Origin of the sequence: Sphingomonas sp. DG1-23, assembly GCF_030730875.1 — a bacterium.
In the GTDB taxonomy this organism is placed as follows: Bacteria; Pseudomonadota; Alphaproteobacteria; order Sphingomonadales; family Sphingomonadaceae; genus Sphingomonas.
In genome coordinates this window covers 200,183-214,761 of record NZ_JAVAMA010000003.1, presented here as the reverse complement: position 1 = coordinate 214,761, position 14,579 = coordinate 200,183, and the positions used below count along the sequence as shown (strand labels likewise).

The window sequence follows — 14,579 nt, the reverse complement described above, 5'->3', positions numbered from 1 at the left end:
CGCGGGGATGACGGGGGTTCGGACAATGGCCGCCAAAGCCATCCCCGCATTAGGGGGCGATACCGCGCCGCCGCGCCATGTCGCCATCATCATGGACGGCAATGGACGCTGGGCGAAGAAGCGTTTCCTGCCGCGGATCGCGGGGCACAAGCAGGGCGTCGAGGCGGTTCGCCGGGTCGCGCGCGCCGCACGCGCGCTCGGCGTCGAGGTGCTGACGCTCTACGCTTTCTCCTCCGAGAACTGGCGCCGCCCCGAGGAAGAGGTCCGCGACCTGATGGGGTTGCTCCGCCACTTCCTCGCGAGCGAGCTCGACGAACTGGTCTCCGAAGGCGTGCGGCTTCGGGTGATCGGCGACTGGCGCGGGCTCGCGCCCGATCTCGTCGGCATGATCGACGCGGCGGTCGCGCGGACCGTGGCCAATCCCGGTCCGACCCTGGTCATCGCGCTCAACTACGGCGCGCAGGCCGAGATCTTGACTGCGGCGCGCCGGCTGGCCGAGCAGGCCCGCGACGGCGCGCTCGATCCGGCCGCGATCGACGAGGCGCGCTTCGAAGCCGAGCTCGAGACCGCGGATCTGCCGCCGCTGGACCTGCTGATCCGCACCTCGGGCGAGCAGCGGCTGTCGAACTTCCTGCTGTGGCAGGCGGCTTATGCCGAATTGCTGTTCGTCGACACGCTCTGGCCCGATTTCGACGAGAAGGCACTCGCAGACGCGCTCGATCGTTTTGGACAGCGTCAGCGGCGTTTCGGAGGCTTGTGACCCAAGGCAAATCGGATCTGGGGACGCGCGCGATCGTCGCCGTCGCGCTGATCGCGCTCGCCGCGATCGCTTTATGGGCGGGCGGGCTCGGCTTCTGGCTGGTCATCGCGGTGGTGGCGCTGCTGATGATGGCCGAATATGCGGAGCTTTCGGGGGCCGGCCTGCGCGAGAAAAGGCTCGCCCAATATGCCTTGACCGTGCCGCTGGCGATCATGGCGCCGGGACTGGCCGCGGGCCCGGGCTTCCTCGCACTGGGCCTGGTGATCGGGGCCGCCTTTTTCGTCGCGGCGGCGACGCGGAAGGGGCAATTGGCGGCGGGCGTGCTCTATTCGGGGCTTCCCGCGCTCGCTCTGGTCGCGCTGCGCGCGCATCCGGCGCACGGCCTGCTCTATACCTTCTGGGCGATGGCTCTGGTCTGGGCTTGCGATACCGGCGCCTATTTCGCGGGGCGCGCGATCGGCGGCCCCAAGCTCGCACCGCTGATCAGCCCGAACAAGACCTGGGCCGGCTTTCTCGGCGGTGTCGCGGCGGCAGGGGCGTTCGCCGCGTTGCTCGTCATCGGTTTCGGGCTTCCGGTGATCCTCGCGCTCGCCACGCCGTTCCTCGCGATGCTGGCGCAGGTCGGCGATCTGTTCGAGAGCCATCTCAAGCGCTGCGCCGGCGTCAAGGATTCGGGGAATCTGCTTCCCGGCCATGGCGGCATCCTCGACCGGCTCGACGGGCTCGTCGCGGTCGCGCCGTTCGCGGCGCTGCTGGTGCTGGTGGCGGCATGACCAAGCGCGTCACCATCCTCGGCGCCACCGGCTCGGTGGGCGGGTCGACGCTGGATCTCATCGAGCGGGCGCCCGATCAATTCGAAGTGGTAGCGCTGACTGCCAATCGCGACGTCGACAAGCTCGCGGCGGCGGCGATCCGCACGCGTGCGAAGCTCGCGGTGGTCGCGGAGGAAGCCTGTCTCGGCGCGTTGCGCGCGGCGCTCGCCGGGAGCGGCATCGAGGCGGGGGCGGGGGCCGATGCCGTCTGTCACGCGGCGCGGCTGAATACCGACTGGACGATGGCGGCGATCGTCGGCACCGCCGGGCTCAAGCCGGTGATGGCGGCGCTCGAGGCGGGCGGGACCGTCGCGCTCGCCAACAAGGAGGCGCTGGTCTCGGCGGGCGAGGTCATGACCGCGGCGGCGCAGGCGCATGCGACGACATTGCTCCCGGTGGATTCGGAGCATAATGCGGTGTTCCAGTGTCTCGACCGCACGGCGCCGCGCGGGGTGCGCAAGATCATTCTCACCGCCAGCGGCGGCCCGTTCCGCGCGACGCCGATCGAGGCGATGCGGTCGATCACGCCGACGCAGGCAGTGGCGCATCCGAACTGGTCGATGGGCGCCAAGATCTCGGTCGATTCGGCGACGATGATGAACAAGGGGCTCGAACTGATCGAGGCCTTTCATCTGTTCCCGGTGGGCGCGGACCAGCTCGACATTCTCGTCCATGCCCAGTCGGTAGTGCATTCGATGGTCGAATATGTCGACGGCTCGGTGCTGGCCCAGCTGGGCACGCCCGACATGCGCACGCCGATCGCTTTTGCGCTCGCCTGGCCCGAGCGGATGGCGACGCCGTGCGAGGCGCTCGACCTCGCCCGGATCGGCCGACTCGACTTCGAGGCGCCGGACCCGGTGCGCTTTCCGGCGCTGACCCTCGCGCGCGACGCGCTGTCGGCGGGCGGGGCACGGCCGGCGATTCTCAATGCCGCCAACGAGGTAGCCGTCGCCGCATTCCTTGCAGGACGCGTCGCATTTCTTGAAATTGCCGCAATCGTTGCCGATACGCTGGCGCGCTACGACCCGGCCGCCCCGGAATCGCTGGATGCCGTATTGGCAATCGACGCCGAGGCGAGGGCGTATGCGGGCGAGCGTGTGAAGGACTGCGTTCTTTGATCGAATCTCCCGGCATCCTCGTCACCATACTCGCGTTCGCGCTGGTGATCGGTCCGCTCGTCTTCCTGCACGAGCTCGGACATTATCTCGCCGGACGCTGGTTCGGGGTGAAGGCCGAGGAATTCTCGATCGGCTTCGGCCGCGAAGTCGCGGGGATCACCGACAGGCGCGGCACTCGCTGGAAGTTCGGCTGGCTGCCGCTCGGCGGCTATGTCCGCTTTGCCGGCGACATGAACCCGGCCTCGCAGCCTTCGCCCGAATGGCTCGCGCTGCCGGCGAAGGAGCGGGCGCAGACCTTCCAGGCCAAGCCGCTGTGGCAGCGCGCGATCATCGTCGCGGCGGGCCCGATCGCCAATTTCCTCGTCGCCATCGTCATCCTCGGCGCCTTCGGCTTCGCCTATGGCCAGCGCGTGACGCCGCCGGTGATCGGCTCGGTGGTGGCCGGAAGCCCGGCCGCGCAGGCCGGCCTGCAGCCCGGCGACCGCATCACTGCGCTGGGCGGTCGCGCGATCGACGATTTCAGCGACATGTATTATTATACCGCGATCCGCGCCGGCGAGCAGGTCAGCATCGGCTATGACCGGGGCGGCACGGCGCGCAGCGCGGAGGCGGTCATCGGCACCGACTCGTTCCGCGACCGCTTCGGCAACGTCACCCGGCGCGGCATGCTGGGCATCGGGCCCGGCAAGTCGGTGTTCGAACCGGTATCGCTGCTCGAGGCGCCGGGCGTGGGGATCAAGCGCGCCTGGGAGCTGGTCGGGATGACCGCCGACGGGCTCAAGCAGATCATTCTCGGCCGCGTGCCGCTCTCCGAGATGGGCGGGCCGCTGCGGATCGCCAAGATCTCGGGCCAGAGCTTCGCGCTCGGGCCCGCCGAGCTGGTCGCGCTGATCGCATTCGTCTCGATTAATCTCGGATTCATCAACCTCTTGCCAGTTCCGGTGCTGGATGGCGGGCATCTTCTGTTCTACGCAGTCGAAGCTGTACGCCGCCGCCCGGTCGAGCCACGGGTCATGGAATGGGCCTTCCGGGGTGGTCTGATCGCAATTCTGGCGCTGATGCTGCTGGTGACGTTCAACGATCTGGGCTCGTTCGGGGTCTGGAGAAATCTGGCCGGGTTGATCGGCTGATGCGGTTCAGGCAGGGGCGGTTGTTCCGGCGTCGCATGGGCAGCGACTTTACTCGAAATCCGACTTGGGGTGGGATGTGACGATCAAGGCTAATCATTTCGGCGTACGCGCCACTGCGACGCTTCTCGCGGGCACCATGCTCTCGGGACTCGCGCACGCGCAGACCGCCCCCGCCCCGACGGCGCCCGCTCCCGCGTCGCAGGTTCTCGCCGTGCCCGCGCCGGTGCAGGAAGTGCGGACGATCCGCTCGATCCGCGTCGAGGGATCGCAGCGCCTCGAGCCCGAGACGGTGCTTTCCTATACCCGGCTGCGCGTCGGCGACACCTTCACCAACGAGACCGTCGACCAGGCGATCAAGGATCTGCTCGCCTCCGAGCTGCTCGCCGACGTGTCGATCGACACCACCGGTGGCAATCTGGTGATCCGGGTCCGCGAGAATCCGGTGATCAACCGGGTGATCTACGAGGGCAACAAGCGGCTCAAGCAGGACAAGATCGCCAAGGAAGTGAAGCTGGCGCCGCGCCAGATCTTCACCCGCACCGCAGTCCGCGCCGACGTCGCCCGGATCATCGAGCTCTATCGCCGCCAGGGCCGCTTCGCCGCGCGCATCGAGCCCAAGATGGTCAGCCTCGACCAGAACCGCGTCGACGTGATCTTCGAGATCGACGAGGGCCCCAAGTCCAAGGTCCGCCAGATCAACATCATCGGCAACGAGGTGTTCTCCGACGGCAAGCTGCGCGGCGAGATGGCGACCAAGACCTCGAGCCTGATGAACATCCTGAGCTCGAACACGAGCTACGACCAGGATCGCCTCGCCTACGATCAGCAAAAATTGCGCCAATTCTACCTGACCGAAGGCTATGCCGACTTCCGCGTGATCTCGGCGGTGGCCGAGCTGACCCCGGACAAGAAGGACTTCATCATCACGTACGTGGTGGAAGAAGGCCCGCGCTACAAATTCGGCCCGGTCACCGTCGACAGCGCGATCCGCGACTTCGACGACAAGCGCCTCGCCTCCGCGCTGTCGATCAAGGAAGGCCAATATTACAACGCCAAGGCGGTCGAGGACACGGTCGAGCAATTGAGCGAGACCGCCGGCGCCTTCGGCTATGCCTTTGCCGACGTGCGGCCCGATTTCCAGCGCGACCGCGAAGCGCTGACCATGTCGATGAACTTCCACATCGGCGAATCGAACCGCACCTATATCGAGCGGATCGAGATCACCGGCAATCGCCAGACCCAGGACAAGGTCATTCGCCGCGAGTTCCGCGTCGCGGAAGGCGACGCGTTCAACACCTTCCTCGTCAAGCGCTCGCAGGACCGCATCAACTCGCTCGGCTATTTCCAGGACAAGTTCGAGATCGAGCGCAAGGAAGGCTCGGCACCCGACCGCATCGTGCTCGCGGCGAACGTCGAGGAACGCCCGAACGGCGAATTGACGCTGTCGGCGGGCTTCTCGAGCCTCGAGCGCTTCATCCTCCAGGCGTCGATCCGCCAGCGCAACTTCCGCGGCATGGGCCAGACGGTGTCGGCCTCGGTCGATTATTCGAGCTATTCCAAGTCGGTCGAGCTCGGCTTCACCGAGCCCTATCTGTTCAACACCAACATCGCGCTCGGCGGCACCCTGTTCCGCCAGGACTATAACGCGTTCAACTATATCGGCAGCGACCGCAGCACGACCTACAGCCAGGTCGCGACCGGCGGCCAGCTGGTCGCGGGCCTGCCGCTCACCGAATATTGGACGCTCTCGGCGCGCTACACGCTGCGCCAGGACAATGTCACGCTCGATCGGTCGAGCTTCTATTCGGATGTCGACGGCGACGGCGATTTCGAGTGCGATCCGCTCAAGGCCGGCCGCTATTATTGCGAGGCAGTGGGCAACCGGATCACCTCGCTCGTCGGCCTCTCGCTGATCTACGACAGCCTCAACAGCCGGCTGCGCCCGAGCCGCGGCCAGCGTCTCAGCGCCGGCGTCGACTTTGCCGGCCTCGGCGGCGAAGTGAAATATCTCCGCGCGCGCTTCGAAGGCGACAAATACTGGAACGTCGGCAGCGGGTTCATCTTCTCGCTCTCGGCCGAGGGCGGCTATATCCACAGCCTCGAGAAGACCCGGGCCGGCGTGGATCCGGTGCGCATCACCGACCGCTTCTATCTCGGCGAACCGCAGTTCCGCGGCTTCGACATTCGCGGCGTCGGCCCGCGCGTCCAGCGTATCCAGCTGACCGGCGACCCGCTTGCGGGCACCCAGGCGATGGTCACCGGCGACGACAATATCGTCGACGACGCGCTGGGCGGCAAAGCCTATTACCTCACCAAGGCCGAGCTGGAGATCCCGCTGGGAGCGGGCGCGGCGGAAATGGGGCTGCGGCCGTCGATCTTCGTGATGGCGGGCAGCCTGTTCGGCATCACCCGTCCGGGCCGGACCGTCGAGTTCGCCCAGGCTACCGATTCGACCGGCAAGCTGCTGTTCAACAAGGACGGTTCGCCGACCCTGCTGCCCAAGGACAATTTCCTGAAGGACGCGAACGGCAACCAGCTTTACGTCTACACCGATCCGACCACCGGAGTTCAGAGCGCGACGCCATGCACCGTCGGCTTCGGCACGACGCTGACCAACTGCGTCGGCACCACGATCAACCCCATCGCCAACAACGCAACTGCGCCGTTCCTCGAGCGCTTCGTCGGCGACTCTGCCAAGCCGCGCATCTCGGTCGGCTTTGGCGTCAACTGGAATTCGCCGTTCGGACCGTTGCGCATCGACGTCGCGAAGACGCTGGTGACGGTCGACGGCGACGACGACAAGCTTGTGACATTCAACGTAGGGACCCAGTTCTGATGATTACGAAGAAAGCAATCCTGGCGGCGATGCTCGCCGCTCCCGCGGCGCTCGCGATCGCCGCGCCCGCCCACGCCCAGGTCGCCGGCATCGCTTATGCGAACCCGACCAGCGTGGTCGCCAGCTCCAAGGCGTTCGGCGCCGCCAACCAGCAGATCTCGACGACCTACAAGGCGGCGTTCGATCAGATGCAGCAGCGCCGCACCGCGCTCGACAACGAGCTCAAGCCGCTCGTCGCCCAGCTCGATTCGAACAAGGACGGCAAGGTCAGCGAGGAAGAGGCCAAGGCCGCGCAGACCGCCAAGAATCCCGCGATCGAAAAGATCCGCACCGCGCAGACCAATGCCCAGAACGATCTCGGCCGCCTGAGCAACCCGGCGGCGCGCGCCGAGCTGTTCGCGATCGAATCGGTGCTGCGTCAGTATGAGGCCGCGCAGCTGCGCGTCGTGAACGCACGCAAGATCAGCGTCGTGCTTTCGCCCGAAGTGTTCATGTATGCGCCGGACTCGGCCAATATCAGCCAAGCGATCACTGCCGAGATCGACAAGGTCGCGCCGACCGTGAGCATCCAGCCGCCGGCCGATTGGCAGCCTTCGCGCGAGACGCTGGCGATTCAACAGCAGATCGCGCAGGCCGCGCAGATCCAGGCCTATCAGCAGGCGGCACAGCAGCGTGCGGCCGCTCCGGGCACCGCGCCGGCAGCCGCGGGCACCCAGCCCCCCAAGCCGGCCGAGCCCCGGTGAGCGAAACCGACACCGGCAGCGTTTCCACCCCCGCCGCGGGGGGCCCGCTCGATATCAAGCGGGTGATGGCGGCGCTGCCGCATCGTTACCCGATGCTGCTCGTCGATCGGGTCGAGGAGCTGATCCTCGACCAGCGCATCGTCGCGATCAAGGCAGTGTCGATCAACGAGGAATTCTTCCAGGGGCATTTCCCCGGGCGTCCGATCATGCCCGGCGTGCTCCAGGTCGAGGCGCTGGCGCAGGCCGCCGGCGTGCTCGCCGTGGAGAGCCTCGGTCTCGCCGGTTCGGGCAAGCTGGTCTATTTCATGTCGATCGACGGCGTGAAGTTCCGCAAGCCGGTCGAGCCGGGCGTGCTGCTCCGCCTCGAGGTCGAGTTCCTCCAGAAGCGCTCGCGCGTCTGCAAGTTCGCCGGCAAGGCGATGCTGGGCGGCGAGATCGCCACCGAATGCGAATTCACCGCGATGATCGCGGAGCCGCCCGCAGCCTGATTTCGCGGCGCGCGGCGGGGAAGGTTGCCTTCGCTTCGCCCCTCTGCTAACCGCGCGCGTCCACTGCCGGTCGGAAACCGGCGGCTTTTCCAAGGAATTGACCGTGAAGAAAGACACGCATCCCGATTATCACATGATCAAGGTGCAGATGACCGACGGCACCGTGTTCGAGACTCGCTCGACCTGGGGCAAGGAAGGCGATCTGATGACGCTCGACATCGATCCGCTGGCGCACCCGGCCTGGACCGGCGGTCGCGGCCAGATGCTCGATCAGGGTGGTCAGGTCGCGCGCTTCAACAAGCGCTTCGGCGGCCTCTCGCTCGGCAAGAAGTAAGCGCCGGCCGCCCGGCGCGGCTCGCCAGCTTTCGGAAATCCCGGCAAGGCCGGACCGGTGGGCGGACGCCCGCATGGTCCGGCAGTGCCGGGATTTCGTCGTTAACGCGGCTTTAGCCAAAAAAGCCTAGCCTTCGGGCATGGCGACGCACCTCAGACATGCCTCGTTCGCGGCCGAATTCGAACCGGCGGAGAGCCTCGGCCGGCGCCGTACGCCGCGCGCACCGGTGTCGCTCGATGCGCGGGTCGGCCGCGGCGGGCTCGATCGCGCGCTCTGCCGCGTCACCGATCTTTCGATCAACGGGGCGCGGCTCCAGACCTATTCGGAACTTCGCGCCGGCACGATGCTCTGGCTGACGCTTTCCGGCATCGGGCAATGCTCCGCCCGCGTGGTATGGGCGCATGATTTCGAGGCCGGCCTCGAGTTCCAGACACCCCTGACGACCGAGGAATTTGATATACTTACGGCGCAGTGAGTGCCGAATGCGGCGGAACGAAGCCGGCCTGCATTGTGTTATGATCGCGGGTAGGTCAGCTTGACCGGACTTCACTGGTTTGGGGAAACGGTGATGCGCAAGATGCTGGTTTGCTGTGTGATCCTTGGTGGACTGTCCTGTCCCGCGTCGGCAGGCGAGCGCTCCGGCGTCCATTCGCGATCGCCTGTCGCGCAGCGTGGCATCGCATTTCCTCGGCTGATCAAGGATCCCGCCACGCAACGTGTGCCGGCGCCGGCGGTCGACAAGTCTCGGCCGCAGCGCTTCATGCTTCCGGCGGGCAATGCGCGGCTCGAAGGCCTGCCCGCGGCGCGGCTGACGGCGGAAAGCCGGCAGGGCGCACCGTCCACGCTCGAACGCGATCCCTCGCCCGAAGTCACAGCCCGAGCAGGCGGCAGCTATGCGGTCTACGACGTCCTGCGCGCGCAGCCGCGTCCGCGGCAGCGCCGGTCGCCGCTCGGCGCTGCCTTCGTGCTGCGGCTCGATGGCAATGACGACAGCCCGCCGTTCAGTGTCGGCGGCGGCGGCGTGGCCGCGGCAGTGTGGCAAGCCGTCCCAAAATAAGGCGCCGCTCCCGTCGTTTAACGCCAAATCAAGCGCGGTGACATCGCCGCGCAAGGCGGCGGCACATGCGTTCAACGGTGGAAAGGCGGTGATCCGCTATCGGGATTGCCTGCGCAGCGTTGCTGCAGGCCGCACCGGGGGGCGCGGCCAGGCGCGACGAGCGACCGGTTTTCGATCCGGGGGGAGGAGCGTTGCACGGCCGCCGAACAAGGCCGGGCGACGTTAAGACGGGCAGGGGATGCCCGTCTCGAAAACCAGAACACCCCCGGAAGCAATTCCGGGGGTGTTCGTTTTTCAGGCGCTGTCGATGTCGACCTATTGGTCGAGGAACGACCGCATCTTGCGGCTGCGGCTCGGATGCTTGAGCTTGCGCAGCGCCTTGGCCTCGATCTGGCGGATGCGTTCGCGGGTGACGCTGAACTGCTGGCCGACCTCCTCGAGCGTGTGATCGGTGTTCATGCCGATGCCGAAGCGCATGCGCAGCACGCGCTCCTCGCGCGGGGTCAGGCTCGCCAGCACCCGGGTCACGGTCTCCTTAAGGTTGGCCTGGATCGCGGCGTCGACCGGGATCACGGCATTCTTGTCCTCGATGAAGTCGCCGAGATGGCTGTCTTCCTCGTCGCCGATCGGCGTTTCGAGGGAGATCGGCTCCTTGGCGATCTTCATCACCTTGCGCACCTTCTCGAGCGGCATGCTCAGGCGCTCGGCCATTTCCTCGGGCGTGGGCTCGCGGCCCTGCTCATGAAGGAACTGGCGGCTGGTGCGGACCAGCTTGTTGATCGTCTCGATCATATGCACCGGGATACGGATGGTGCGCGCCTGATCGGCGATGCTGCGGGTGATCGCCTGGCGGATCCACCACGTCGCATAGGTGCTGAACTTGTAGCCGCGGCGATACTCGAACTTGTCGACCGCCTTCATCAGGCCGATATTGCCTTCCTGAATGAGGTCGAGGAACTGCAGCCCGCGATTGGTGTACTTCTTGGCGATCGAGATCACGAGGCGGAGATTGGCCTCGACCATCTCCTTCTTGGCGATCCGCGCCTCGCGCTCGCCCTTCTGGACCATGTTGACGATGCGGCGGAACTCGGCGAGCGCCATGCCGGTCGCCTGGCTGATCTCCGAGATCTCGACGCGGATGCGATCGACCGCGGCGGCCTCGTTGTCGGCGAACGCCTTCCACTTCTTGTCGAGCTTCTCGACCGTGGCGATGAAGCCCTCGTCGAGCTCGTGATTCACATAGCGATCGAGGAAATCCTTGCGCGGCACCTTGTGGCGCTCGGCGAGGCGCAGCATCTGCCCGCCCAAGGTCGTGAGGCGGCGGTTGAAGCTGTAGAGCTGGTCGACGAGATATTCGATCTTGGCCTGGTGGAACTGGACGCTCTCGACTTCGGCGGTCAGCTCCTCGCGGAGCTTGTGATAGGTGCGCTCCTGCGCGGCCGGCAGCTCGCCGCCCGCCGCCATCGCGTCGAGCCGGGCCTGCTGGACCTTGGAGAATTTCTTGTAGACCGAGGTGATGTTGGCGAACTTCTCAAGCGCCTGCGGCTTGAGCGTCTCCTCCATCTGGGCGAGGCTGAGGGTGTTGTCCTCTTCCTCGTCGTCCGAGATCCGCGGGGCGCGGCGCTCGGTCATCGAATCCTCATCTTCCTCCTCGGCGACTTCCTCGGGCTCTTCCTCTTCCTTGAACGAAGTGCCGGCGGTCTTCTCGCTGATCTCGCCGTTGTCGTCCTCGGCATTCTCGACCTGTTCGGCCGAAGGACCCTTGGAGAGCATCGCGTCGAGATCGAGGATCTCGCGCAGCTGCATCGTGCCTTCGTTGAGCGCGTTCGACCAGCCGATGATCGCGTTGAAGGTGATCGGCGATTCGCACAGGCCGAGGATCATCGTGTCGCGGCCGGCCTCGATGCGCTTGGCGATGGCGATCTCGCCCTCGCGGCTGAGCAATTCGACCGCGCCCATCTCGCGCAGATACATGCGGACGGGATCGTCGGTGCGATCGACCGTCTCCTTCTTCTTCGCCAGCTCGAACGCCGGCTCGTCGCTGCCGCCTTCGGGCGCATCGACTTCGTCGGGGGTATCGTCCTCGGCCTCGGCGTCCTCGCCGCCTTCCTCATTCTCGACGACATTGATGCCCATGTCGTTGAGCGCCGACATGACGTCCTCGATCTGCTCCGAGGTCATCTGATCCTGCGGGAGCATCTCGTTGAGCTGATCGACGGTGATGTAGCCGCGCTTCTTCGCACGGGCGACAAGCTTTTTGAGCGTGCCTTCGTTGAGATCGATCAGCGGAGCGTCGCCCACGTCCATCGTGGTGTCGTCGCCGCTGCCGCCGCCATTCGCCTTCGCCATCAATTGCCCTCGAAATTCTGATGGCGGCTATTATACGCCGCCCTAATCCTCGAAATCTTCTTCGTCCGCAAGCATCAGATTCGCAAGCCGTGCGTGCAGCTCCTGCCGCGTCCGCGAAAGTGCCACCTGACGTGTGAACGCCTCTTCCGATCCGTCCCTGCTCAACGCCGCGGTGGCCTCGGCGAGCGCCGCGTCCACCGCGGGCTGCGCCACCATCACTGCGATCGCCTCGTTCAGATCCTCGCGCGCCTTCGCTTCGTCCGCCTGATTGCGGGTGAACGAGAAAGGCAACGTGTCGGCTCTCAACAGATCGCTCGCCACAGAATCGAAGCCGGATCGCGCCAATATGGTGAGAACTTTGCCGCTATCAAGCTGCCGGTCCTCCAGCGCGACGTCGATCACCGCCTCGAACAATTTGCCGAGCGCGCCCGAGGCACTGCGCAGACTGCCGAGCACTTCCATGTGGCGGGCGATCTCGGCAGGGTGGCGGATCAGCCCGGCGAGCACCGCGCGGGCGAGGATCGGGTCGAGCCCGCCGGCGCCGAGGCTGCGTGCGATCGCCGAGGGCGGCGCCTCGGGCGGCTGCCAATTGCCGCGCCTGTCGCGCTTGCCGCGGGCGGGCGCGGGGCCGCGCGGGGACCGGGCCTCGAAGGCGCGCGGTCCGCGGCCGAAATGCGCGTCGATGCGTTCGCGGAACTCGGCGAGATATTCGTGCTTCACATTGCCGTCGGCGATGCTCTCGGCGAGCGCACCGAGCCGGCGCTTGAGCCCGGCGCGCTGCTCGGGCGTGTCGAGCGGCTCGGCGGCGAGCTCACTCTGCCACAGCCGGTCGACCAGAGGCTGGGGCGCCTTGAGCAGAGCCTCGAACGCCGCCGCGCCTTTGGTGCGGACGAGATCGTCGGGATCGAGCCCGTCGGGCAAGGTGACGAAGGCGAGGCTGCGGCCCGGCTGGAGCATCGGCAACGCGCGATGCGCCGCCCGGAGCGCGGCCTTCTGCCCGGCGGAATCGCCGTCGAAGCAGAGCAGGGGCACCTCGGCCATCCGCCACAGCCGCTCGAGCTGATGCTCGGTGAGCGCCGTGCCGAGCGGGGCGACGGCTTCCGCGAACCCGGCCTGGGCGAGCGCGATGACGTCCATATAGCCTTCGACCGCGATGATCCGTCCGGATTTGCGCGCCGCGGCCTGGGCGCGATCGAGATTGTAGAGCGTCCGGCCCTTGTCGAAGAGCGGGGTTTCGGGGGAATTGAGATATTTGGGCTCGCCGTCGCCGATGATGCGCCCGCCGAACGCGATCGCCCGGCCGCGGACGTCGCGGATCGGGATCATCAGCCGGCCACGGAAGCGGTCGTACGGCTCCTTTTCCTCGACCTGGATCAGCATGCCGGCCTCGACCAGCATCGCGTCGCCATAGGTCGCGAGCGCCTGCTTGAGCTTGCCGCGCGAATCGGGGGCGAAGCCGAGGCCGAAGCTGCGCGCGGTCTCTTCGGTGATGCCGCGGCGCTTGAGCACGCCCCGCGCCTCGGCGCCCTCGATGCCGTTCAGCCGCTCGACGAACCACGCCGCGGCGTCGACCATCGCCTCGTGCAGCCCCTTGGCGCGTTCGGCCTTTTCGGCGGCGCGGCGGTCCGGCTCGGGCATCTCCATGCCCGCGGCCTGCGCCAGTTCCTTGACCGCATCGATGAAGGGCAGCCCGCGCTGATCGGTCATCCAGCGGATCGCATCGCCATGCGCGCTGCAGCCGAAGCAGTGGTAAAAGCCCTTGTCGTCGTTGACGTAGAAGCTCGGCGTCTTCTCGTTGTGGAACGGGCAGCAGGCGCGGAACTCTCTTCCCGCTTTCTGAAGCTTGACCGTCTTGGCGATGAGGCCGGAGAGCAGGGTGCGGGCGCGGAGCTCGTCGAGGAACTGGGGGGTGAGGCTCATCGTGCGGGGGCCGGTGGCTTGGTGCTTCGCGTATCAGGTTTCTCGACTTCGCTGGAAACGAGCGGTGAGGGGGCAATCGACAAACCATCTCCGTTCGTTTCGAGCGAAGTCGAGAAACGCTCTTTCGGTGGCCGGGAGAAGAACGATACCCGCTTCCAGTCCCCGGCGATGAGCGCTTCCTTCTTGGCGCGGGACCAGCCGGCGACGATGCGTTCGGCTTCGAGCGCTTCGATCCGGCTGGGAAAGCCTTCGTTCCACACGAGTTCGACCGGAAGGCGGCGCGAGGTGTAGTCGCAGGCGCCGCTCTGGTGCTCGCCGATCCGGCGTTCGAGATTGTCGGTGTGGCCGGTGTAGTAGCGCCCGTCCGAACATCTCAGCATGTACGCCCAGAATGCCATTGCCGGCCCGTACCTCCGTTCGCTTCGAGTGTAGTCGAGAAGCGTGTCCCAAGTCTCCGTTTCTCGACTTCGCTCGAAACGAACGGGAGAAAGATCTCGGCTACGACAGCGCCGCCTTCACCGCTGCGCTCGCCTTGCTCATGTCCAGCGTGGTCGCGTGGCGCGCCTTCAGTTCGGCCATCACCCGGCCCATGTCCTTCATGCCGCTCGCGCCCAGTTCGGCCTTGATCGCCTCGATCGCCGCGGCGGTCTCCGCCTCGCTCATCTGCTGCGGCAGAAACCGTTCGATCACCGCGACTTCGGCGGCTTCGGCGTCGGCGAGCTCCTGGCGGCCGCCCTTGCTGTACATCTCGATCGATTCGCGGCGCTGCTTGACCATCTTCTGGAGCACTTCGACGACGAGCGCGTCGTCGTCCTCGGGCGCCTTGCCGGTGCGCGCCTCGATGTCGCGATTCTTGATCGCGGCCTGGATCAGGCTGATGGCGCCGCGCGCTTCCTTGTCACCGGCCTTCATGGCGGCGATCTGCGCGGCTTTGATGTCGTCGCGAATCATGGTCTCTCTCGATAATCGGAAAGCGATCAGCCCTAACGCAAGCGGCGGCGTCCGTGAACCGGTTGACGCGGGGCGGACAGG

Annotated in this window: 14 protein-coding genes; 10 read left to right on the top strand and 4 right to left on the bottom strand. The window is 66.6% G+C overall.

Going from position 1 to position 14,579, the window contains the following annotated elements; genetic code table 11:
* Positions 1–25: 25 nt before the first annotated feature.
* The 10 genes from Q9Q95_RS06620 (at position 26) to Q9Q95_RS06575 (ending at position 9,278) form a co-directional block, all read left to right on the top strand.
* Positions 26–760 (top strand): isoprenyl transferase, encoded by a 735-nt coding sequence (locus Q9Q95_RS06620; protein WP_306095132.1) that lies wholly within the window; start codon positions 26–28, stop codon positions 758–760.
* Entirely contained in the window at positions 757–1,533 is a 777-nt protein-coding gene (locus Q9Q95_RS06615; RefSeq protein ID WP_306095130.1) for a phosphatidate cytidylyltransferase, read from the top strand. Before Q9Q95_RS06620 ends, Q9Q95_RS06615 begins: the two co-directional genes overlap by 4 nt.
* Entirely contained in the window at positions 1,530–2,690 is a 1,161-nt protein-coding gene (locus Q9Q95_RS06610; RefSeq protein ID WP_306095128.1) for a 1-deoxy-D-xylulose-5-phosphate reductoisomerase, read from the top strand. Before Q9Q95_RS06615 ends, Q9Q95_RS06610 begins: the two co-directional genes overlap by 4 nt.
* Positions 2,687–3,820, top strand: coding sequence for an RIP metalloprotease (locus Q9Q95_RS06605; RefSeq protein WP_306095126.1), 1,134 nt, complete (start codon positions 2,687–2,689; stop codon positions 3,818–3,820). Before Q9Q95_RS06610 ends, Q9Q95_RS06605 begins: the two co-directional genes overlap by 4 nt.
* Before the next feature lie 136 nt (positions 3,821–3,956).
* Positions 3,957–6,656, top strand: coding sequence for an outer membrane protein assembly factor BamA (gene bamA, locus Q9Q95_RS06600; RefSeq protein ID WP_306095566.1), 2,700 nt, complete (start codon positions 3,957–3,959; stop codon positions 6,654–6,656).
* A complete protein-coding gene (locus Q9Q95_RS06595) occupies positions 6,656–7,399 on the top strand; it encodes an OmpH family outer membrane protein (RefSeq protein ID WP_306095124.1) in 744 nt (247 codons plus the stop codon). Before bamA ends, Q9Q95_RS06595 begins: the two co-directional genes overlap by 1 nt.
* Entirely contained in the window at positions 7,396–7,887 is a 492-nt protein-coding gene (gene fabZ / locus Q9Q95_RS06590; protein ID WP_306095123.1) for a 3-hydroxyacyl-ACP dehydratase FabZ, read from the top strand. The genes Q9Q95_RS06595 and fabZ overlap by 4 nt, the downstream gene beginning before the upstream one ends.
* Positions 7,888–7,990: 103 nt before the next feature.
* Positions 7,991–8,221, top strand: coding sequence for a 50S ribosomal protein L31 (rpmE, locus tag Q9Q95_RS06585; RefSeq protein WP_029724515.1), 231 nt, complete (start codon positions 7,991–7,993; stop codon positions 8,219–8,221).
* A 139-nt stretch (positions 8,222–8,360) separates the two neighbouring features.
* Complete coding sequence (locus tag Q9Q95_RS06580; protein WP_306095116.1) at positions 8,361–8,696, top strand: PilZ domain-containing protein; 336 nt, start codon at positions 8,361–8,363, stop codon at positions 8,694–8,696.
* A 93-nt stretch (positions 8,697–8,789) separates the two neighbouring features.
* Positions 8,790–9,278, top strand: coding sequence for a hypothetical protein (locus Q9Q95_RS06575; protein WP_306095115.1), 489 nt, complete (start codon positions 8,790–8,792; stop codon positions 9,276–9,278).
* 315 nt (positions 9,279–9,593) lie between these two features.
* Here the strand turns inward: Q9Q95_RS06575 and rpoD are convergent, their stop codons facing one another.
* The 4 genes from rpoD to Q9Q95_RS06555 form a co-directional block, all read right to left on the bottom strand.
* Positions 9,594–11,627 (bottom strand): RNA polymerase sigma factor RpoD, encoded by a 2,034-nt coding sequence (gene rpoD / locus Q9Q95_RS06570; protein ID WP_306095113.1) that lies wholly within the window; start codon positions 11,625–11,627, stop codon positions 9,594–9,596.
* Positions 11,628–11,669: 42 nt separating this feature from the next.
* On the bottom strand, positions 11,670–13,547 hold the full coding sequence (dnaG, locus tag Q9Q95_RS06565) for a DNA primase (RefSeq protein WP_306095111.1): 1,878 nt from the start codon (positions 13,545–13,547) through the stop codon (positions 11,670–11,672).
* A complete protein-coding gene (locus Q9Q95_RS06560) occupies positions 13,544–13,945 on the bottom strand; it encodes a GIY-YIG nuclease family protein (RefSeq protein ID WP_306095109.1) in 402 nt (133 codons plus the stop codon). The genes dnaG and Q9Q95_RS06560 overlap by 4 nt, the downstream gene beginning before the upstream one ends.
* A gap of 100 nt (positions 13,946–14,045) precedes the next feature.
* Positions 14,046–14,498 carry a GatB/YqeY domain-containing protein gene (locus tag Q9Q95_RS06555; RefSeq protein ID WP_306095108.1) on the bottom strand — a complete coding sequence of 151 codons (453 nt, stop codon included), beginning with the start codon at positions 14,496–14,498 and terminating at the stop codon, positions 14,046–14,048.
* Positions 14,499–14,579 lie beyond the last annotated feature (81 nt).